The 18,651-nt window shown below is 62.2% G+C and carries 18 protein-coding genes and 1 other RNA gene; 6 read left to right on the top strand and 13 right to left on the bottom strand.

The annotated features are described in order from the left end of the window. Positions 1-4: 4 nt before the first annotated feature. The 10 genes from MIC97_RS05000 to MIC97_RS04955 form a co-directional block, all read right to left on the bottom strand. Positions 5-226 carry a ribbon-helix-helix domain-containing protein gene (locus tag MIC97_RS05000; protein ID WP_183831593.1) on the bottom strand — a complete coding sequence of 74 codons (222 nt, stop codon included), beginning with the start codon at positions 224-226 and terminating at the stop codon, positions 5-7. Positions 227-394: 168 nt separating this feature from the next. Beyond that, positions 395-844, bottom strand: coding sequence for a PTS sugar transporter subunit IIA (locus MIC97_RS04995; protein ID WP_239799109.1), 450 nt, complete (start codon positions 842-844; stop codon positions 395-397). 47 nt (positions 845-891) lie between these two features. Further along, the gene (locus tag MIC97_RS04990; protein ID WP_239799108.1) at positions 892-1,587 is read right to left on the bottom strand and encodes a response regulator transcription factor; all 696 of its coding nucleotides are present in this window, start codon (positions 1,585-1,587) and stop codon (positions 892-894) included. Continuing rightward, the gene (locus MIC97_RS04985) at positions 1,584-4,289 is read right to left on the bottom strand and encodes a sensor histidine kinase KdpD (protein WP_239799107.1); all 2,706 of its coding nucleotides are present in this window, start codon (positions 4,287-4,289) and stop codon (positions 1,584-1,586) included. The genes MIC97_RS04990 and MIC97_RS04985 overlap by 4 nt, the downstream gene beginning before the upstream one ends. A gap of 57 nt (positions 4,290-4,346) precedes the next feature. Beyond that, positions 4,347-4,919, bottom strand: a complete 573-nt coding sequence (kdpC, locus tag MIC97_RS04980; protein WP_239799106.1) for a potassium-transporting ATPase subunit KdpC — start codon at positions 4,917-4,919, stop codon at positions 4,347-4,349. Positions 4,920-4,994: 75 nt separating this feature from the next. Beyond that, positions 4,995-7,067, bottom strand: coding sequence for a potassium-transporting ATPase subunit KdpB (kdpB, locus tag MIC97_RS04975; RefSeq protein WP_239799105.1), 2,073 nt, complete (start codon positions 7,065-7,067; stop codon positions 4,995-4,997). 221 nt (positions 7,068-7,288) lie between these two features. Further along, positions 7,289-8,986 (bottom strand): potassium-transporting ATPase subunit KdpA, encoded by a 1,698-nt coding sequence (kdpA, locus tag MIC97_RS04970; protein ID WP_239799104.1) that lies wholly within the window; start codon positions 8,984-8,986, stop codon positions 7,289-7,291. Positions 8,987-9,924: 938 nt separating this feature from the next. Next, entirely contained in the window at positions 9,925-10,122 is a 198-nt protein-coding gene (locus MIC97_RS04965) for a DUF4169 family protein (protein WP_239799103.1), read from the bottom strand. Between the two features lie 13 nt (positions 10,123-10,135). Then, on the bottom strand, positions 10,136-10,675 hold the full coding sequence (locus MIC97_RS04960; protein WP_239799102.1) for an SspB family protein: 540 nt from the start codon (positions 10,673-10,675) through the stop codon (positions 10,136-10,138). A gap of 221 nt (positions 10,676-10,896) precedes the next feature. Then, on the bottom strand, positions 10,897-11,550 hold the full coding sequence (locus MIC97_RS04955; RefSeq protein WP_239799101.1) for a TetR/AcrR family transcriptional regulator: 654 nt from the start codon (positions 11,548-11,550) through the stop codon (positions 10,897-10,899). 163 nt (positions 11,551-11,713) lie between these two features. Here MIC97_RS04955 and MIC97_RS04950 point away from each other — a divergent pair, with 163 nt between their 5' ends. Beyond that, positions 11,714-12,925, top strand: a complete 1,212-nt coding sequence (locus MIC97_RS04950; protein WP_239799100.1) for a multidrug effflux MFS transporter — start codon at positions 11,714-11,716, stop codon at positions 12,923-12,925. Between the two features lie 46 nt (positions 12,926-12,971). Here MIC97_RS04950 and MIC97_RS04945 read toward each other — a convergent pair whose 3' ends face one another. Together MIC97_RS04945 and ssrA are read right to left on the bottom strand one after the other, a co-directional pair. Next, positions 12,972-13,514: an AAA family ATPase gene (locus MIC97_RS04945; protein WP_239799099.1), complete on the bottom strand. Its 543-nt coding sequence runs from the start codon at positions 13,512-13,514 to the stop codon at positions 12,972-12,974. Between the two features lie 122 nt (positions 13,515-13,636). Next, positions 13,637-13,992, bottom strand: a transfer-messenger RNA (tmRNA) gene (ssrA, locus tag MIC97_RS04940). A gap of 162 nt (positions 13,993-14,154) precedes the next feature. On the opposite strand from ssrA, the gene MIC97_RS04935 reads away from it, so the two are divergent. Both MIC97_RS04935 and MIC97_RS04930 read left to right on the top strand, forming a co-directional pair. Next, positions 14,155-14,463 carry a DUF2853 family protein gene (locus tag MIC97_RS04935; protein ID WP_239799098.1) on the top strand — a complete coding sequence of 103 codons (309 nt, stop codon included), beginning with the start codon at positions 14,155-14,157 and terminating at the stop codon, positions 14,461-14,463. A gap of 298 nt (positions 14,464-14,761) precedes the next feature. Continuing rightward, a complete protein-coding gene (locus MIC97_RS04930) occupies positions 14,762-15,568 on the top strand; it encodes a thymidylate synthase (RefSeq protein ID WP_239799097.1) in 807 nt (268 codons plus the stop codon). Between the two features lie 24 nt (positions 15,569-15,592). Here MIC97_RS04930 and MIC97_RS04925 read toward each other — a convergent pair whose 3' ends face one another. Then, positions 15,593-15,802: a TOBE domain-containing protein gene (locus MIC97_RS04925; RefSeq protein WP_239801034.1), complete on the bottom strand. Its 210-nt coding sequence runs from the start codon at positions 15,800-15,802 to the stop codon at positions 15,593-15,595. Positions 15,803-15,961: 159 nt separating this feature from the next. Between MIC97_RS04925 and modA the strand changes: the two genes are divergently transcribed. The 3 genes from modA to modC are packed head-to-tail and all read left to right on the top strand — an operon-like array spanning position 15,962 to position 18,582. Next, the gene (gene modA, locus MIC97_RS04920; protein ID WP_239799096.1) at positions 15,962-16,768 is read left to right on the top strand and encodes a molybdate ABC transporter substrate-binding protein; all 807 of its coding nucleotides are present in this window, start codon (positions 15,962-15,964) and stop codon (positions 16,766-16,768) included. Between the two features lie 15 nt (positions 16,769-16,783). Further along, a complete protein-coding gene (gene modB, locus MIC97_RS04915; protein ID WP_239799095.1) occupies positions 16,784-17,488 on the top strand; it encodes a molybdate ABC transporter permease subunit in 705 nt (234 codons plus the stop codon). Further along, positions 17,485-18,582 carry a molybdenum ABC transporter ATP-binding protein gene (gene modC, locus MIC97_RS04910; RefSeq protein ID WP_239799094.1) on the top strand — a complete coding sequence of 366 codons (1,098 nt, stop codon included), beginning with the start codon at positions 17,485-17,487 and terminating at the stop codon, positions 18,580-18,582. Before modB ends, modC begins: the two co-directional genes overlap by 4 nt. Positions 18,583-18,651: the final 69 nt, after the last annotated feature.

Here is an 18,651-nt window from a genome sequence, read left to right as displayed (position 1 = left end):
CGTTTCAATCGCGCCGGACCCTGACCCACTCCAGAACATGAAGGCGAAGGGCCGAAGACAGGTTCGATGCCTTGGGGCGTGTGGTGTCGATCTCGGCCACCAATGCGGCAAGCGTCATGCCGCGCGCGGCGGCGATGGCAACGAGGTCGTCATAGAACGGCTCTTCGAGCGAATAGCTCGTCCGGTGCCCGTTGATGGTGACGGAACGCTTCTTCACCAGACCCATATGCGTCCCTTCCTACCGCTTTCCTGAAGCAGGTCTGCTTTTCTGCGAATCGCAGAAGCACTACGGCAGTTTGTTTTGAAACAATTCCGAACGCAAAATCGCTTCGTGCTTGTGCGGGAATTGCCGCTCAGGGTCGTGAATCCGGAGTTTTTCGCGTGCCGATCCACGTCAGGCGCTGTCCGTCAGCGTCGAAAAAGCTTCGGCTGGAGACTGGGCCCTTCGCAACAGCCCCGGGACCTGCTCATCACGGGTCTTGCGTGCGACGGCAGCGAGGATCTTGAGGTAATCGCTGGTGCGTTCCTTTCCGGACAGCAACAGGAAGACGATATCGACCGGAAGATCGTCCACGGCATCGAACTCGATCGGCTTTCTGAGAACCACAAGGGTGGCGAATGGTGCGTCGAGACCCGCGACAGGTGCGTGCGGAATGGCGACACCATTCCCGATGCCGGTAGAGCCGAGTTTTTCGCGTCCCATCAGAGCAGTGTGGATCACATCCTCTTCAAGCCCGGTGCGCGCGGCGGCGTGGGTGGCCAGCGTTCTGATCAGAACGGCTTTTGTGGGGACCGACAGGTCAAGGATCACATCCTGTGGTGCGATGACGGATGACAGGTTCATGGGATTACTCACGTTGAAGGCACTCGCAGGTTGGCAAGCGTGGCCGGTCACAGCTCCGGTTCACGGAGACGGTAGCCGACGCCTGTTTCGGTCAGGATGTATTGCGGCTGATCGGGCGTTGCCTCGATCTTCTGCCGCAACTGGCGGACATAGACCCGCAGATACTGGACATCGGCCACGCCGCCCCACACCTGTTTCAGGATATGCTGGTGGGTGATGACCTTGCCCGCGTGCTGCACGAGAACGCGCAGGATATCATATTCCCTGGGCGACAGTTTTACCTCCCTGTCCGCGACCCTGACGATCCGCTTCACCAGATCGACGCTCAGATCGCCTGCCTGGAATATCGGTCGTTCGCCGTGCTGCTGGAGCCTGTGCCTCAGAGCGACGCGGATGCGCGCCGCCAGTTCCCGCATGCCAAAGGGTTTGGTGAGGTAGTCGTCGGCGCCCAGTTCAAGTGCTCTGACGATGCCCGTTTCATCGGTGCGGCTCGACAGGATGACGATCGGCAATTCGACGAGTTCGGACCGCCACCGCTCAAGCAAATCATGTCCCGACATGTCGGGCAGGCCCAGATCCAGCAGGATCAGATCCGGCTTTTCGGAGGCGACAAGCGCGATGGCCTGCTCCGCACTGCCCGCTTCGACCATGGCATAGCCTTCCGCCGTCAATCCCACACGCAGAAGCTTGCGGATCGGCGGTTCGTCATCCACGACAAGTATCTTGACCGCTGTGGTGCTCATGGCCTGCCTTCCAAATTCGCTGGTTCCGGCCCGGTCGGGAACCGCAGGGTAAAAATGGCGCCGGATCGATCAAACCGATTGGTCGCCGTGATGGTTCCGCCCATCGCCTCGACAAATCCCCTGCAGATCGACAAGCCGAGGCCGGTGCCGGCCTGCACGTGATCCTTTTTGCGGACACGATAGAAGCTGTCGAAAATCCTGTTGAGATCGTCCGGCGGTATGCCCGGCCCCTCATCGATGATCTGCAACATGACATGGGCATCCTGCGCCCATCCCTTGATCGAAATAAGCGATCCCGCTGGCGCATATTTGCGGGCATTGTCGAGCAGGTTGAACAGCACCTGCTCGAACAGGACCGGATCGAGCCGCACCATCGGCAGATCGGGCGGCACGGCAAGATCGATCCGGTGGTGGACGAGAATTTTCTCGGCACGCCGCAACGCGCTTCCGACGCTGTCGCCGATGAACAGCGGCGTCAGCGAAACCGCCGCCGCTCCCGATTCCAGCCGGGTCATGTCGAGGAGATTGGCAATGAAGCGGTTTAACCGTTCCGCCTCGTCGACAATCGTTGCCAGCAGCTCGGCCCGGCCGGTTTCGGTGAGGGAGGTCGAATAGTCTCTCAGCGCGCCGGCAGATCCGAGTATCGACGCCAGAGGCGTCTTGAGATCGTGCGACAGCGAGGTCAGGAGCGCCGAGCGAAGCTTGTCTGCCTCGACGGCAAGGCGCGCATTGTCGACATCCGCCACCAGCTGGATCCGCTCGATGGCAAGCGCTGCCTGATCCGCAAGGGAATCGAACAGCCGTTGCTCGGCAGGCGCCAGCACCGGGCCCTGCTTGTCATTGTCCAGACCGATGACGCCGACCTGCGTTCGCGCCGTCTTCAGGGGCAGGTAGAGGCGTTTCGCCCCCGGCAGCGTATCCGCGCCGCGGCCCGCGGGCTTGTCATGCTCCCAGGCCCAGTGGGCGGCAGCGATATCCGCATCATCGAGCGTGTCGTCCGGCGGATAGCCTGCCTGTACCGCGATGCGGCCGTTCTCGGGCAGAAGCACGACCACCCTGACCTTCAGCATCGAAGCGATCTGATAGACGGTTGCCCACAGAACATCTTCCAGCGTGCCCGCGCCGGCGAGCTTCCGGCTGAACAGATAAAGCCCCTCGGTGGCTTTGGCGCGCTGACGCGCCGTCACGGCCTGCCGCTGGACCCGGCCCGCGAGATTGCTGGCGACAACCGCGACGCCGAGGAAAAAGGCGAATGCGACGACACTTTCCGGATCGCCGATATCCAGCGTGTAGCGCGGCTCTAGGAAAAAGAAGTTGAAGACGAAGGCGCTCACCAGCGACGCGAACAATGCCGGCCAAAGGCCGCCGCTCATGGCCGAGGCAAGAACCGCCATGAGGAAGACGAGCGCGATGTTGCGCACATCCAGAAAGCGCGAGAGCGCCGTGCCGATGCCCAGCGCGATTGCGACGTAAAGCATGCTCCACAGATAGTGGCCGGGATCCGGGCGCCTTGCCGATTTTGTGCCCGCAGCCGCGGAACGTCGTGTCTCCTCGCCATTGCTGGCCGAGATCACGTGGACGCTCACATCCGTCCTGGCGCGAATGAGGTCGTGCGACACGGAGCCTGCGAAAACCTCGCGCCAGCGCGGCGATGTGGGCATGCCGACGATCACGTGGGTGTAATTGTTTGCGGCGGCGTAGGCCAAAATCTCCTGGGCGACGTTCTCGCCCGGCAAAGTGACCGCTTCCGCCCCCAGTTGCTCGGCAAGCCGCAGCGCACTGGCGATCTTGTCCTTCTGCGCCTCGGAGAGGCGGGCATCCTTGCTGGTCTCCACATGAACGGCTGCCCATGGCGCGCGCAAACGATCGGCCTGCCGGCGCCCATAGCGTACGAGCGCGGTGGCGCCCGGACGTTCGCTGATGCACACGAGCACACGCTCTCCGGCCGACCACGGGCCCGCGATGGCATGCGCCTGCATATGGGTGACGAGCTGGTCATCGACGCGCTGCGCGGTGAGCCGCAAGGCGAGTTCGCGCAGCGCCGTCAGGTTGCTCGGCGAAAAGTAGTTCTGCGTCGCACGCTTCGCGGTCCCTGGCAGATAGACCTTGCCTTCGTTCAGGCGCTTGATCAGGTCGCCCGGCGTGATGTCGATGATCTCGATATCGTCGGCCCGGTCGATGATCGAATCCGGAACGGTCTCGCGCACCCGGATGCGCGTGATCTGGGCGACGACGTCGTTGAGGCTCTCGACATGCTGGATATTGAGCGTGCTGTAGACGTCGATGCCGTTGGCGAGCAGTTCCTCGACATCGAGATAGCGCTTGGGATGGCGGCTGCCCGGAGCATTGGTGTGGGCGAGCTCGTCCACCAGCACCAGCGCCGGCTTGCGCGCGAGGATGGCATCGATGTTCATCTCGTCGAGCACATGCCTCCGATAGGGGACGTGGCGGCGCGGAACGATCTCGAAGCCTTCGACCAGAGCCTCGGTTTCGGCCCGCCCATGTGTCTCGACCACGCCGATGACGACGTCGATGCCTTCCGCCAGCCGGGCGCGGCCCGACATCAGCATCTCATACGTCTTGCCCACGCCGGGCGCCGCCCCAAGAAAGATCTTGAGATGGCCGCGCGATTCACGCTCGGCGCTTTCCAGCAACGCGTCCGGCGATGGCCGGTTCTGCTCTCGTATGGGATCGTCAGGCACGCATGGGCTCCGGATCAACGGTCAGGACGCTTATTATAGTCGTCCTGACAACTTCGTTCAGCGCAGATTGGCGTCATCAAGAGCCAGGTTCAGCCTGAGAACATTGACCACGGGTTCACCCATGAAGCCAAGCATCCGCGGCTCCACATGGCGCTCGACCAGTCCACGCACGGCGGCCTCGTCGGCGCCCCGCGCTTTGGCGACACGGCCGACCTGAAAGTAGGCCGCCTCCGGCGAGATGTGCGGGTCAAGACCACTGCCCGAGGTCGTCACGAGATCCATGGGAACCGGCTGATTGCCGTTCGCGGCGCGTTGAGCCTGTGTATCGGCGGCCACGCGATCGCGAAGCGCCTGGCTGGTGGGGCCGTAGTTCGAGCCGCCGGATGCGCCGGCGTCATAGCCATCAGAGCCGGCCGCCGACGGACGCGGGTGAAAATAGCGTTCGCCGGCGAACCGCTGGCCGATCAGTTCGGAGCCAACGACCGTGCCGTTGCGCTCGATGAGGCTGCCATTGGCCTGGAAGGGCAGGAGTGCCTGCGCGATCCCGGTGATGCCGAGCGGATAGAGAAGCCCGGTGATGATTGTGAAGGCCATGATCATGAAAATCGCAGGCCGGATTTGATTGAGCATCTTGTTTGTCCCGAATGATCCGCCGCTGAACAACAGCAAGGATGCGGAATGATTGCCTGTTTTGCGGGGCCCGCCTCAGGCGAGGCCCGCGGCGGTGATCGCCATGTCGATGAGCTTGATGCCGGCGAAGGGGACGAGGATGCCGCCCAGTCCGTAGATCAGGAGATTGCGGGACAGCAGCGAACCCGCTCCGATTGCACGGTATCTGACGCCTTTGAGCGACAAGGGGATCAGCGCGACGATGATGAGAGCGTTGAAGATGATCGCCGACAGGATCGCGCTTTGCGGCGAAGCGAGGCCCATCACGTTGAGCGCGCCGAGCTGCGGATAGAAGACGAGGAACATCGCCGGGATGATCGCGAAGTATTTCGCGATGTCGTTGGCGATGGAGAACGTCGTCAGGGCGCCGCGCGTCATCAGCAACTGCTTGCCGATCTCGACGATCTCGATGAGCTTCGTCGGATCGCTGTCGAGATCGACCATGTTGCCGGCTTCGCGGGCGGCGACCGTGCCGGTGTTCATGGCCACGCCGACATCCGCCTGGGCAAGCGCCGGGGCGTCGTTGGTGCCGTCGCCGCACATGGCGACCAGCTTGCCTTTGGCCTGTTCCTCGCGGATCAGCGCCAGCTTGTTCTCCGGCGTCGCCTGAGCCAGGAAGTCGTCGACGCCGGCTTCCGCCGCGATCGCTGCGGCCGTCATCGGATTGTCTCCGGTGATCATCACAGTGCGGATGCCCATGCGGCGCAGCTCGGAGAACCGTTCCCTGATGCCGCCCTTGACGATGTCCTTCAGATGGATGACCCCGAGCAGGTGGCCATCCTTCACCACGGCGAGCGGCGTGCCGCCCGCCCTGGCGATTTCGTCGGAGATGTCCTTCAGTTCGCGGACGCTTTCGGCGGAAGCACGCGTGCTGCCGGTCGCGACCGTGGCAAGCTCCACATGCTTCAGAACCGCGTCGACCGCGCCCTTGCGGATCGACGAGCCGTCAAGGTCGACGCCGCTCATGCGCGTCTGCGCCGTGAAGGGCACGAAGGTTGCGTTCAGGCTCGCCATGTCGCGCGCGCGAATGCCGTATCTTTCCTTGGCGAGCACGACGATCGAGCGGCCTTCGGGCGTCTCGTCGGCCAGCGAGGCGAGCTGCGCCGCATCGGCCAGATCCTTCTCTGTGACGCCCCGCACGGGCCTGAATTCGCTGGCCTGACGGTTGCCGAGCGTGATGGTGCCGGTCTTGTCGAGCAGCAGCGTGTCGACGTCGCCGGCGGCCTCGACCGCGCGGCCGGACATGGCCAGAACATTGAAGCGGACCAGCCGATCCATGCCGGCAATGCCGATGGCCGAAAGCAGCGCGCCGATCGTGGTCGGGATCAGCGTGACGAACAGGGCCACCAGCACGATCACCGGAACCATACCGCCGGAATAGGTCGCGAAGCTCGGAATGGTGACGACCGCGAGCACGAAAATCAGCGTCATGCCGGCAAGCAGGATGTTGAGCGCGATCTCATTCGGTGTCTTCTGGCGCTCGGCGCCTTCGACAAGAGCGATCATCTTGTCGATGAAGGTCGAGCCGGCAGCCGCGGTGATGCGAACCTTGATCCAGTCGGACAGCACCTGCGTGCCGCCGGTGACAGCGGAGCGGTCGCCGCCCGACTCGCGGATAACCGGTGCGGACTCGCCGGTGATGGCGGCTTCGTTGACGGAGGCGACGCCTTCGATCACCTCGCCATCCGAAGGGATGATCTCGCCGGCGGAAACCAGAACGATATCGCCAACCTTCAGGCTGGTGCCCGGAACCGACTCGACCTCCAGGCCCTCGGCATCCACGAGGCGACGCGCCTCGGTTTCGCTGCGCGTGCGCCGCAGCGAGTCCGCCTGCGCCTTGCCACGCCCTTCGGCCACGGCCTCGGCGAAATTGGCGAACAACACCGTGAACCACAGCCACAGCACGATCTGCAGCGAGAAGCCGACATTCTCGGCCCCCGTAACGATGTCCCTGAGCAGCAGCACGGTTGTCAGGAGAGACACCACCGCGACGACGAACATCACCGGATTGCGGGCGAGGCTCTTCGGGTTCAGTTTCCGAAAGGCGTCGCCGATTGCCGGGACGAGGATGCGAGCGTCCAGCATGCTCGCGGATTTGGACTGGTTCATGAGAAACTCCAGCGCGTTTGTTGTTGGGGGCCAACCGTTCGGTCACGCCGCCGCGAGCAATTCAGGGATAAGCTTTGCAGCGACCGCCACGCCTGCAGCGCCTGCGCGCTGCCGAAAATGACGTGCTGCCTTCGGCTGTCCGGCCGGCCCCGCTCCGGAAACGGGAGCGGGGTTCACGACATATCCGATCGATCTCAGCCATCTGGCCGCTGCCACGGTTCTCAAAAGGTCTGGCCTGCCACCATGGCGAAGTGCTCGACGATCGGGCCAAGCGCCAGTACGGGGAAGAAGGTCAGGCCGCCGACGATGAGCGTCACGCCGACGACAAGGCCGATGAACAGCGGCCCCGTGGTCGGCAGCGTGCCCGTGGAAGCCGGCACGCTCTTCTTGGCGGCCAGCGACCCCGCAATGGCCAGCACCGGCACGATGAGCAAAAACCTTCCCATCAGCATCGCGAGCCCGATGGCGATGTTGTAGAAGGGCGTGTTGGCGCTCAGCCCCGCAAAGGCGCTGCCATTGTTGTTGGCGCCTGAGGTGAAGGCGTACAGAACCTCGCTCAGTCCGTGCGGACCGGCATCCTGGATGCTGGACAGGCCAGCAGGAACCACGACGGCGATCGCGGTCAGGGCCAGAATGGCAAGCGAGGGCCCGAGCATCGCAAGGATGCTCATCTTCACCTCCCGGGCCTCGATCTTCTTGCCGATATATTCCGGCGTACGACCAACCATCAGGCCGGCGATGAAGACGGCCAGGATTGCGAAGATCAGGGTGCCGTAAACACCGGCGCCGATGCCGCCGAGCGGCGGGATCTGCATGTTGAAGAGGGGCACCAGGCCGCCGAGCGGCATGAGGCTGTCATGCATGGTGTTGATCGCGCCCGTAGAGGCCGAAGTGGTCACGACGGCGAAGAGCGAGGACAGCGCGATGCCGAACCGCGTCTCCTTGCCCTCCATGTTCCCGCCTTCGAGGCCAAGCGCATGGAGGATCGGATTGCCGGCGGCTTCGGCCCAATAGACGACCCCGATGCCAGCCACCACGATGGTGAGAACTGCACCAAGCAGCGCCCAGCCCTGCTTCTGATTGCCGACCATGCGGCCGAACACGTTCAGCATCGCGAAGGAGATCGAATAGATCGCCAGAATGTGGATCAGGTTGGTCAGCGCCGTCGGATTCTCGAACGGATGGGCCGAGTTGGCGTTGAAGAAGCCGCCGCCATTCGTGCCCAGATGCTTGATGATCATCTGCGAAGCGACCGGCCCTTGCGCGATCGTCTGCCGGGCGCCTTCCACCGTCGTGGCAACGGTGTAGGGGTTCAGGTTCTGCGGGACGCCCTGCCACACCAGAACCAGACTGCCGACGATGCAGATCGGCAACAGGATATAGAGCGTGCTGCGGGTCAGATCGACCCAGAAGTTGCCGACGGTCCTGGCGGAGGCGCGCGAAAAGCCGCGGATGATCGCCATGGCGCCGGCCATGCCGACCGCTGCCGACACGAAGTTCTGCACCGTGATGCCGGCCATCTGAGTCAGGTAGCTCATGGTGGTTTCGCCGCCGTAGCCCTGCCAGTTGGTGTTGGTCATGAAGCTGACCGCCGTGTTGAACGAGGAGTCGGCGCTGACCGGCCCCATCCCGGCCGGGTTGAAGGGCAGTCCGGCCTGTATACGCTGCAAGAGATAGAGAAGCGCAAAGCCCGCCAGATTGAAGAGCAGCATGGCCGCCATATAGGTCGTCCAGTGCTGTTCCTCCTTCTCGCTCGTTCCCGCAATGCGGTACAGGCTGCGCTCGAGGGGGCCGAAAATGGTCGAGAGGATCGTGCGCTCACCAGTCATGACGCGCGTGATGTATCCGCCAAGCGGCTTCACCAGCGCGATTGCGATCCCGAGAAAGACCAGAATCTGTATCCATCCGTTTATTGTCATCGATCGTTGCTTTCCGAGCTTTTGCCCTGACAGGAGCAGCGGGCGTTCAGACAAACGCCGCTCCAGCCTCCAAATCCTGACCGCATTCATGCAAGGTCAGACGAGCGGGTCTGACTGCGAAGTGCTCTAGAATCGCTCCGGGTGAGCAAGGGCATAGAGCAGGTATGCGGTCACGAAGGCGGCAACTGCCGCACCCAGGAAATATTCCACGGTCATCGGTGAATTCTCCCGATCAAAGCTTTTCGCAGACTTTGATGTAGCCAAACATCAGCGCGAAAAATCCAAACCCTATTGCCAGCACAAGAATATCCATCGCTTTCGCCTCGGGATCTTCTGTTGATACCAATGGCGGGCAGGACGCGCGTCCTTGCCTTCCACAGCTTCAATTCATCCAGCGCTCACAGGCGCAGGCACGTGTGCCGGAGGAGGAATTTCAGGCAATATGGACGCGAACCGCATATAGGTTCGAGAGAGGACAAGGCCTCGAATAATAGGAATCTGATAAAGATTCCGGCCCCACGCATAAGCATTCCATAAAGATAGCGCCGTTTGCAACCAGAACCCCCTGCACATTCAAATCCACAGCCCACCGAGGCGGGCGCGCGGCGATCAATTTGAGGGGCTTTGGTGATTGTCGTCCGGTTCGGCCATGCGAAGCACGGGAAGGGTTGCTACGCCCCACCAGAGTCTCGTGACTTCCCCGTCATCCGGCAGGGACGAGCAGGGATAAATTGTCTGCTGGATCGAGCGCTACGGAAACCCGGCCGCACATCGAGGCGAATGCCGCCTCAGCTGGCTGGTCCGCTATGGTCGATGCTCTGGCTCGATGCGGAAATCCGTGTCACCAGCGTAGCGAAACCCGAGATGGGTTCCTCAGGAGAGGGTCTGAGGGGTGGGCATGATCCATATCCATGCCTGCCATCGAATGTCGATCCGGCTCACTCCTCTTCGGAGGGGCGCACGGGCTTCAGGAAATGTCCGTCCAGCAGGGTGCGGGATTTTTCTTCCGCCTTGCGGTCGCGTTCCCGCTCCGCTTTGGTGCGACCGTGCAGCGCCCGGTTCTGCGCGGCGGCAAGTTCCTTGTCGTCCCGCGCCTTCCGCTTGCGGATCTGGCGCAGGTTGACGATCTCGCCCATCGGGAAACCCTGTCTATTTCTTGCGGAATGCGTCGAGCGAAACGACTTCGGCGCCCTTCGCGGGGGCAGGCTCTTCTTCAGCCTCGTTCTTTTTCGCTTCCGCGGCTTTCTTCGCGGCTGCCGGCTTCACCTTGGCAGGGGCAGGAACGGGCTTTTCTTCCTGCTCCTGTTCCGTCCCGGAAACTTCTGCCGGCTCGGTGCGGACGTCGAATTCAAGCTCGAAATTCACCGAAGGGTCGTAGAAACCGCGCACAGCGGAGAACGGAATTTCCAGCTTCTCGGGAATGTCTGAGAAGGAAAGCCCGACCTCGAAGCCGCTGTCCGTGACCTTCAGGTCCCAGTACTGGAACTGGATCACGATGGTCATCTGTTCGGGATAGCGCTCGCGCAGGCGGCTCGAAATGCGAACACCCGGCGCGCCCGTCAGGAAGGTGATGAAGAAGTGATGGTTTCCCGGCAGACCCGTGCGTGCAACCTCGGCCAGAACCTTGCGCATCACACCACGCAGGGCTTCCTGAGCCAGGATGTCGTATCTGATATGGTCGTCGGCCATGAGCATTTCCGTTGAATCGTCGCAGTAGCTGTAATCAAGCTTGGCGACCACGTAAACCGGGATATGGGCTACCTGACCAAGATGAGCAAGGTAAGGATGTGTTTAGCCACTATCCCTGCGCGCAGGCCCTTCCTGTTACACGTGAGGGGTGCGGCGGGGTGGCATTGCGGTTTCTACGGAAAACTGGCCGGATTTGCGTCGCTTTTGCTGATGGCATCGCTTCAGGCCGGCTGGCGGACACCGAAGGCACGCAGGAAGGTGCGCACGCCATTGGCCGAGGCGGTTCTGACTTCCTCCTGCGAGGGCGTTTCTCCGATCAGCAGGGTGAGCTGAAGATCGGCATTGGCAAGGGCGAGGAACTGGCGCGCGGCAAGGTCTGGATCGCCGATGACCAGCAGGCCGGCATGGGCCAGCCGGGCGAAGCGGGCGGCAAGTGCGGCCATGGTGCGCCGGGGGCCTTCCTCGCGCCAGTCGGCAAACAGGGAAGGGCATCGCTCGCTTTCAGCCTGAATCAGCCTGCGCAGGAATTTTCCCTCCCGGTTGCAGATGCAGTTGAGGTTCATCCGCATTGCGAAGTCGGTCAGATCCGTTTCCAGATCGCCGGGATGATCGGGAAAGGTGCCGAGCGTGGCAAAGACGACCGCATTGGAGCGCTCCGTCATGTCCCGAACGACAGCCCGGAACAGCCCATCCTTGTCTCCGTGGTGATTGTACACCGTCTGTCGCGAAACGCCGGCTTCGGCGGCGATGAGATCGATGTTCGCCCCTGCAAAGCCCTCCCGGCAAAACACTTCGGCAGCGGCCTCAAGAATGAAGCTGCGCTTGGCGGCGTGGCCGCGTGGCGGGAGCGTGTCAGGAACGATCGATGGTTTCATAAAAAACCATATATCACTGATTGACTATTTAGGCAAACGAGTCTAAATATTTTTCATATCGAATATAAAGATCGGCGTCTTGTCTCTCAGGCATGGCCTGACGATCTTTCCGTGGGTTGCGCCGTTCCTCCCCCGGCGCGCCCGCCAAACGAAAGAGCCAGAAATGCCTGCAAAATTCTACCGCATCGCGGTGGTGCTCGGCCTGCTGTCGGCCATCGGTCCCTTCGCCATCGACATGTATCTGCCTGCACTTCCCACCATCGGTGAAGATCTCGGCGCCAGCACCGCCGCGGTGCAGATGAGCCTGCTGATCTTCTTTCTCGCAACGGCTGTCGGCCAGCTTGCCGTCGGGCCGATCTCCGACATGGCAGGTCGCAAGGCCCCGCTTTATGCGGGGCTTTTCCTTTTCATGATCGGCGGGGTGGGGGCGGCGCTTTCACCCAGTGTGGAATGGCTGATTGCCTTCCGTTTCATTCAGGGGCTTGGCGGCTGCGCCAGCATGGTCATACCGCGAGCCGTGGTGCGCGATCTGCACACGGGTGTCGAAGCCGCAAAATTGATGTCGCTCCTGATGCTTGTGTTCTCGATCTCGCCGATCCTGGCGCCGCTGACCGGGTCCTTCATCATCGACGCCTTCGGCTGGAGGGCGGTGTTCTGGGTGGTGACGGGCGCGGCTCTCGTAGCCTGCCTGTTGCTCGCCACCTCGATCGAGGAAACGCGACCTCCGGCAGCGCGCGTCGGCAGTTCGCTGCGCACATCGCTCGCCGGCTACCGCTATCTGCTTGGTGACCGCAGGTTTCTCGGCCTCGTCGGCACGGGCGGCTTCGCGATCTCGTCCTTCTTCGTCTACCTGTCGAGCTCGTCCTTCATCCTCATCGATCACTACGGGCTCTCGCCGCATCTCTACAGCGTCTACTTTTCCCTCAATGCGGTGTCGTTCTTCGCCATGTCGCAGCTGACGGGCACGCTTGCGCAGCGTTATGGGCTGGCACGGGTGGTGCGGGTCGCGGTGGCGGGATATGCCGCCACGATGCTGGTGCTTCTGGCGCTGATGGCATCCGGCGCCGATCAGCTCTGGGTTCTGGCGGCGATGCTGTTCATTGGTTACGGCTTTGTCGGACTGGTCATTCCCTCGACCTCCGTTCTGGCCATGGACGACCATGGCGCGATAGCGGGAACGGCTTCGGCGCTGATGGGCACGCTTCAGTTCGGCATCGGCGCCGTGGCTATGGCGGGGGCCGGCATTTTCTTCGACGGCACGCCCCTGCCGATGGTGGCAGCCATCGCCGTATGCGCGATCATTGCCTTCGTGCTGGCACAGGTGACGCTGGGGATGAAGCGTGCGCCGAAGGCGGTTAGCGCCCCGGCGGAGTAAGCCGGACCGGAGCGGACATGAGAGGGGCCGGTTCGCCGGACCTTTTTCATGCCGAAGTTTCGCAGAGGATGAAGCGCACCCGCTCTTCCACCGAACAAAGGGGAAGCGGCACCAGATCGTAGCCCAGTTCGGTGTAGATCTTTTTCATTGCCTCGCATGTGCGCTCCGCCTCATCGGCCGATTGCCTGCGCTCCGCATCCTGCCCGAATATGTCGGGCCAGAAAGGCGCGATGAATATTTTGCGATGGTAGCGCAGGGTTTCCGCCGCTTTCATCATGTGAGCAGGCACGGGGAGGCTGGTCAGCCGCAGATAGCCGATCGTGTCGGGAATGCCCCGGTCGAAAAACAGCGTTCCTGATTTCTGCCCTGCCTCTTCATAGGAGCGCATGTCCCATGACAGCATCAGCTCGGCGAACAGGGCCGGATCGCGCCATGGCAGGGCAGGGCCGTCCACCGCCTGCTGGGCGCGTATGATGTTGCGCCCGGCCTCCGGCATGGCGGAATGGCCCGACTCGCGCAGCGCGTCGAGCAGGGTCGTCTTGCCCGAACCCGGCCCTCCGGTGATGACGATGAAGCGGCTGGCATCCATGATGATGCTCCCTTTGTATGCGGGCTGAAATGAGGAAACGGCACGGCGCGGCTCACGGCACAGACCAAAAGGTCGTCGCGCGGACACGGCATGCTGCTGATAAGGATGAAAAGGGGGAGAGAAGTGGAGGTTTCTGTTGCCAGGTACCTCCGAACCCCGCCTGAAGGTGCGAACCCTCAGGAGTTTATTTGAAGCTATCGCACCGCATTACGCAGCGAGACGTGCTTCCGCATAGTTGTCGTTTGCAACTACTGAGTTAGCCCGATGACGGTGGTACAATGCCGGGCAAAAGTACGATCTTTACACCTTCGTCGATCCTGTTTCGCCCCCAGCAAAAGCTGTCCGTCACGACAGTTTCTGGTGGAGGCGCCGGGTACCGCCCCCGGGTCCGAACGGCTTATTACATCGCCCATTTATCGCCATAGTCGGTCAAGCCGACAGGCCGAATATAGGCACTCTTCAGGGCAAATGGAAGAGATGCCCGGTTGCAATTATCAGGTGTGGCGGAGGCTGCTTTAACTTGACTTGGCAGGGCAATTTCTTGCAGGCTCGCAAACGGTACGGGATCTCGTCCGGCGACAGGTTGTATCGGCAGATCGTCCGTGAATTGAGGGGACATAAACTCCGATGAGGGCTATCCATGAGTGACTATCTCGCCGACGTGCAGAAATACGACGCCAAGGCTGACGAGGCTGTGGTGAACAAGATCGTGAAGCATCTGGGCATCGCCCTGCGCAATCGCGATTCTTCGCTGGTTTCGGCCACCGACCAGAAGGAACTGGACCGCGTGCGTGACAGCTGGGGCGTCAAGAAGCTGGGCGTGGACGCTGCCGCAGCGGAGGCCGCCGTTGCCACCGTGGCGAAGACCATGGCCGGTGACCGTTCGAAGGGACGCGTGACCTTCTATTATCTGGTGGCCAAGGAACTCGGTAAGCTCGATTCGCTCTGAGATCTTTCTTCCGCTGCTGCCGGGCGGGGTTCCGAACGGCACACCGATGCGGATTTCACGATTTAAAGCCCGGTCGCGGAAAACGTGATCGGGCTTTTGCCAATGCCGGCTGTGGATGAACAGGGCTTGCGCATCTGTGCTCCGGGCGCGTCTGCGTCTATAGTGCAGCTGAAGCATCGGACCGAAAACCGGACTCCGGTTTTAGGCTGTTCCGATGCCTTGTCGATAATTCAGATCTTTGCTGTGTGTGCGGGTGCGCACATGGAGATCTGGCCAGAAAATCTTCGGAACGGAGCCGATGCGGCAATATCTCGACCTTCTGAGCCACGTTCTTGAAACCGGTGTCGATCGCGGCGACCGCACCGGCACGGGCACGCGCTCGGTTTTCGGCTATCAGATGCGCTTCGATCTGGCGCAGGGCTTTCCCGTCACCACGACCAAGAAGCTGCATCTGAAATCGATCATCCACGAGCTTCTGTGGTTTCTGGCCGGCGACACCAACATCAAATACCTCAACGACAACGGGGTGACGATCTGGGACGAATGGGCAGACGAGGACGGCAATCTGGGCCCGGTCTATGGCCGCCAGTGGCGTTCGTGGCCGACGTTGAATGAAAACGGGTCGGCAGGGGAGATCGACCAGATCGCCAATCTGCTGATCGAGCTACGCCGCAATCCGCAATCGCGGCGGCTGATCGTGTCGGCGTGGAACCCGGCGCAGGTGGACACCATGGCGCTGCCGCCCTGCCACTGCCTGTTTCAGTTCTATGTCGCCGAAGGACGGTTGTCCTGCCAGCTCTACCAGCGTTCCGCCGATATTTTCCTCGGCGTGCCCTTCAACATCGCCTCCTATGCGCTGCTGACGATGATGATCGCGCAGGTGACGGGCCTGAAGCCGGGCGAATTCATCCACACGCTGGGCGATGCGCACCTTTACGCCAATCATTTCGATCAGGCGCGCGAGCAGCTGTCACGCGAGCCGAAGCAGCTGCCCACCATGTGGATCAATCCGGCGGTGGACGATCTGTTTGCCTTCCGCTTCGAGGACTTCCGGCTGGAAAACTACGTGGCGGACCGGAGCATCAGGGCGCCCATCGCGGTCTGAATTCGACGCGCGCCCGCGCCGGCATCAGTCGACAGCGACCATCACATCGGACGCCTTGACCACGGCATAAGCCTCCACGCCTTCGCGCAGCTTCAGCTCATCGACCGCTTCATTGGTGATGGATGCGGTGATGACCGCGCCACCGCCGATCTCGATGCGCACATGGGCCGTGGTGGCGCCCTTCGACACCTCGATGATTTTGCCCCTGATCTGGTTTCTGGCGCTGATCTTCATCGCATGAGCCCTTCTTTTCATGGTCCAATCCGGCTTCAGTGAAGCACGGTTGCATGTGGAGCGCAAAAGGCTTCCCTTGTTATATTCGTCCGTATATATCGGTTGTGACGCTGAACAGGGCGGCAAGAGATTGAAGACAATCTGACAGGGAGAGGCTGAATGATCAGAATCAACAAAACCGGCTTGAAGGCACTGATGACCGCGGGCGCGTTTTCGGCGCTTCTGATCGCACCTGTTTCCACCGCGCAGGCGGACGACAATCAGCTCGTTGTCTTCGCCGCCGCCAGCCTGAAGAACGCGCTCGACGGCATCAATACGGCCTGCGAGGCCGAGGTCGGCGAGACGGCGAAGATCTCTTATGCGTCCTCTTCGGCGCTGGCCAAGCAGATCGAGGAAGGCGCGCCGGCAGACGTGTTCATCTCCGCCGATCTCGACTGGATGAAATATCTGTCCGACAAGAACCTGATCAAGACCGACACCGAGGAGCGGCTGCTGGGCAACCGCATCGTGCTGGTGGCGCCTGCGGATTCGTCCGCCGAAGCCAATCTTGAGAAGGGTTTTGACCTTGCCGGCCTGATTGGCGATGGCAAGCTCGCCATGGGCGACGTCAAGGCCGTGCCGGCCGGTAAATACGGCAAGGCGGCGCTTGAGGCGCTCGATATCTGGGGATCGGTCGAGGGCAAGATCGCGCAGGCCGAGAATGTGCGTGCCGCGCTGAAACTGGTGGCCACCGGCGAAGCGGCGGCCGGCATCGTCTACGCCACCGACGCGGTTGCCGAACCGGGCGTGAAGGTCATTGCGACGTTCCCGGAAGAAACCCATGCGCCGATCATCTACCCGGTCGCGCAGACCGCCGATTCCAAGGATGCCGAAGTGCCGGCCTTCCTGAAGTGCCTGCACACGGACAAGGCGCGCAAGCTGTTCGAGGAACAGGGCTTCACGGTGCTTGCCCCGGCCGCGAACTGAGCCTGAACGCAGCTCATGAACTGGTTGCTGGACCTGACCCCGGATGAATGGACGGCGGTCAGGCTCTCTGTCAAGGTGGCGACGGTGGCGATGCTCGCCTCCGTGCCGCCGGGCATACTGATCGCCTATCTGCTGGCAAGGGGCCGCTTCTGGGGCAAGTCCGTGCTCAACGGTCTTGTTCACCTGCCGCTGGTGCTGCCGCCGGTGGTGACGGGCTATCTGCTTTTGCTCGCCTTCGGTCGGCGCGGGCCGGTCGGCGCGTTTCTGGCCGAGCACTTCGGCATCGTGTTTTCCTTTCGCTGGACGGGTGCGGCGCTGGCCTGCGCGGTGATGGGCTTTCCGCTGATGGTGCGCGCGATACGGCTTTCCATCGAATCGGTGAATCGCAAGCTGGAAGCGGCGGCCGGGACGCTGGGGGCCAGCCCCTTGTGGGTGTTCTCAACCGTAACGCTGCCGCTGATCCTGCCTGGCATCATAGCCGGCGCCATACTGGCTTTCGCCAAGGCCATGGGCGAATTCGGCGCAACCATCACCTTCGTTTCCAATATCCCCGGCGAAACCCAGACCCTGCCGTCGGCCATTTACACCTTCACGCAGGTGCCGGGCGGGGACGAGGGCGCACTGCGGCTGACCCTCATCAGCATCATCATTTCCATGCTGGCGCTGATCGCCTCGGAAATGATGGCACGCCGGCTTGGCAAGCGGATGGACGTGGAATGACGGTTTCGGTCGATATTCGTCATCGGCAGGGTGACTTCAATGTCGAGGCCCGGTTCGAGGGCGCGGGCAGGCTGACGGCGCTTTTCGGTCCCTCCGGGTCGGGCAAGAGCACGCTTATCAACCTGATTGCAGGCCTGATCCGCCCCAATGAGGGGCGCATCGAGGTAGATGGCAAGGTGCTGGTCGACACCAGGGCCGGTGTCTACGTGCCGCGCCACAAGCGCCGCATCGGCATGGTGTTTCAGGACGCGCGGCTGTTTCCTCACCTGAGCGTGCGCTCCAACCTGCTCTATGGGCGCTGGTTCACGCCGGCCGCCGAGCGCTATATGGAGATGGACGCGATCGTCGATCTTCTCGGCATCGGCGCCCTGCTGGATCGCAAGCCGTCAAATCTTTCCGGCGGCGAGAAGCAGCGTGTCGCCATCGGGCGGGCCTTGCTGTCCAGTCCCCGGCTGTTGCTGATGGACGAGCCGCTGGCGGCGCTTGACGAGGCGCGCAAAGGCGAAATCCTGCCCTATATCGAGCGCCTTCGCGACGAGATGAAAATCCCCATCGTCTATGTCAGCCATTCGGTGGCGGAGGTGGCGCGTCTGGCGAGCGACGTGGTGGTTCTGGCGCAGGGAATGGTGGCCGCTTCCGGGCCGGTCACGGAAATCCTGCAGCGGCTGGACCTTTTGCCGGCATCCGAGCGCGGCGAGGGCGGATCGCTGGTCGAGACGGTGGTGCAACGTCACGACGATGCGTTTTCCATGTCGGTGCTGAGTTCCGCTGCCGGCGAAATTCACATTCCGCGCATCGATATTGCCGTCGGCCAGCCGGTGCGTCTGCGCATTCGCGCCCGCGACGTGATGATCGCGACGGAACGCCCGAAGGGGCTCAGCGCGCTGAACATTCTTGCGGGCCGCATTGACGGTATCGCCGATGGGGCAGGTGGCGAACGGGAGGTGCGGATCGACTGCAACGGCGTGTCCGTTCTGTCGCGGATCACCGAACAGTCACGGCAGGCGCTGGCGCTCGCGCCCGGCCTGCCGGTGTATGCAGTGGTCAAGACGGTGAGTTTCGACACCGTCAATGCCGGCGTGGCAGCCAGATAAGACAATGACGTGTACGCCGGCACTGTCGTTATTCCATTTTGGAATAGCGATAGTCTCTGCAAGGCGCTA

The organism is Aquamicrobium sp. NLF2-7, from assembly GCF_022359935.1.
Lineage (GTDB): Bacteria > Pseudomonadota > Alphaproteobacteria > Rhizobiales > Rhizobiaceae > Mesorhizobium > Mesorhizobium lusatiense.
This window is presented reverse-complemented; position numbering and strand designations above follow the sequence as displayed.

Coding starts and splice junctions, on each gene's coding strand:
- MIC97_RS05000 (WP_183831593.1), bottom strand. CDS start 226: ATGGGTCTGGTGAAGAAGCGTTCCGTCACCATCAACGGGCACCGGACG.
- MIC97_RS04995 (WP_239799109.1), bottom strand. CDS start 844: ATGAACCTGTCATCCGTCATCGCACCACAGGATGTGATCCTTGACCTG.
- MIC97_RS04990 (WP_239799108.1), bottom strand. CDS start 1,587: ATGAGCACCACAGCGGTCAAGATACTTGTCGTGGATGACGAACCGCCG.
- kdpC (WP_239799106.1), bottom strand. CDS start 4,919: ATGCTCAATCAAATCCGGCCTGCGATTTTCATGATCATGGCCTTCACA.
- kdpB (WP_239799105.1), bottom strand. CDS start 7,067: ATGAACCAGTCCAAATCCGCGAGCATGCTGGACGCTCGCATCCTCGTC.
- kdpA (WP_239799104.1), bottom strand. CDS start 8,986: ATGACAATAAACGGATGGATACAGATTCTGGTCTTTCTCGGGATCGCA.
- MIC97_RS04965 (WP_239799103.1), bottom strand. CDS start 10,122: ATGGGCGAGATCGTCAACCTGCGCCAGATCCGCAAGCGGAAGGCGCGG.
- MIC97_RS04960 (WP_239799102.1), bottom strand. CDS start 10,675: ATGGCCGACGACCATATCAGATACGACATCCTGGCTCAGGAAGCCCTG.
- MIC97_RS04955 (WP_239799101.1), bottom strand. CDS start 11,550: ATGAAACCATCGATCGTTCCTGACACGCTCCCGCCACGCGGCCACGCC.
- MIC97_RS04950 (WP_239799100.1), top strand. CDS start 11,714: ATGCCTGCAAAATTCTACCGCATCGCGGTGGTGCTCGGCCTGCTGTCG.
- MIC97_RS04945 (WP_239799099.1), bottom strand. CDS start 13,514: ATGGATGCCAGCCGCTTCATCGTCATCACCGGAGGGCCGGGTTCGGGC.
- MIC97_RS04935 (WP_239799098.1), top strand. CDS start 14,155: ATGAGTGACTATCTCGCCGACGTGCAGAAATACGACGCCAAGGCTGAC.
- MIC97_RS04930 (WP_239799097.1), top strand. CDS start 14,762: ATGCGGCAATATCTCGACCTTCTGAGCCACGTTCTTGAAACCGGTGTC.
- MIC97_RS04925 (WP_239801034.1), bottom strand. CDS start 15,802: ATGAAGATCAGCGCCAGAAACCAGATCAGGGGCAAAATCATCGAGGTG.
- modA (WP_239799096.1), top strand. CDS start 15,962: ATGATCAGAATCAACAAAACCGGCTTGAAGGCACTGATGACCGCGGGC.
- modB (WP_239799095.1), top strand. CDS start 16,784: ATGAACTGGTTGCTGGACCTGACCCCGGATGAATGGACGGCGGTCAGG.
- modC (WP_239799094.1), top strand. CDS start 17,485: ATGACGGTTTCGGTCGATATTCGTCATCGGCAGGGTGACTTCAATGTC.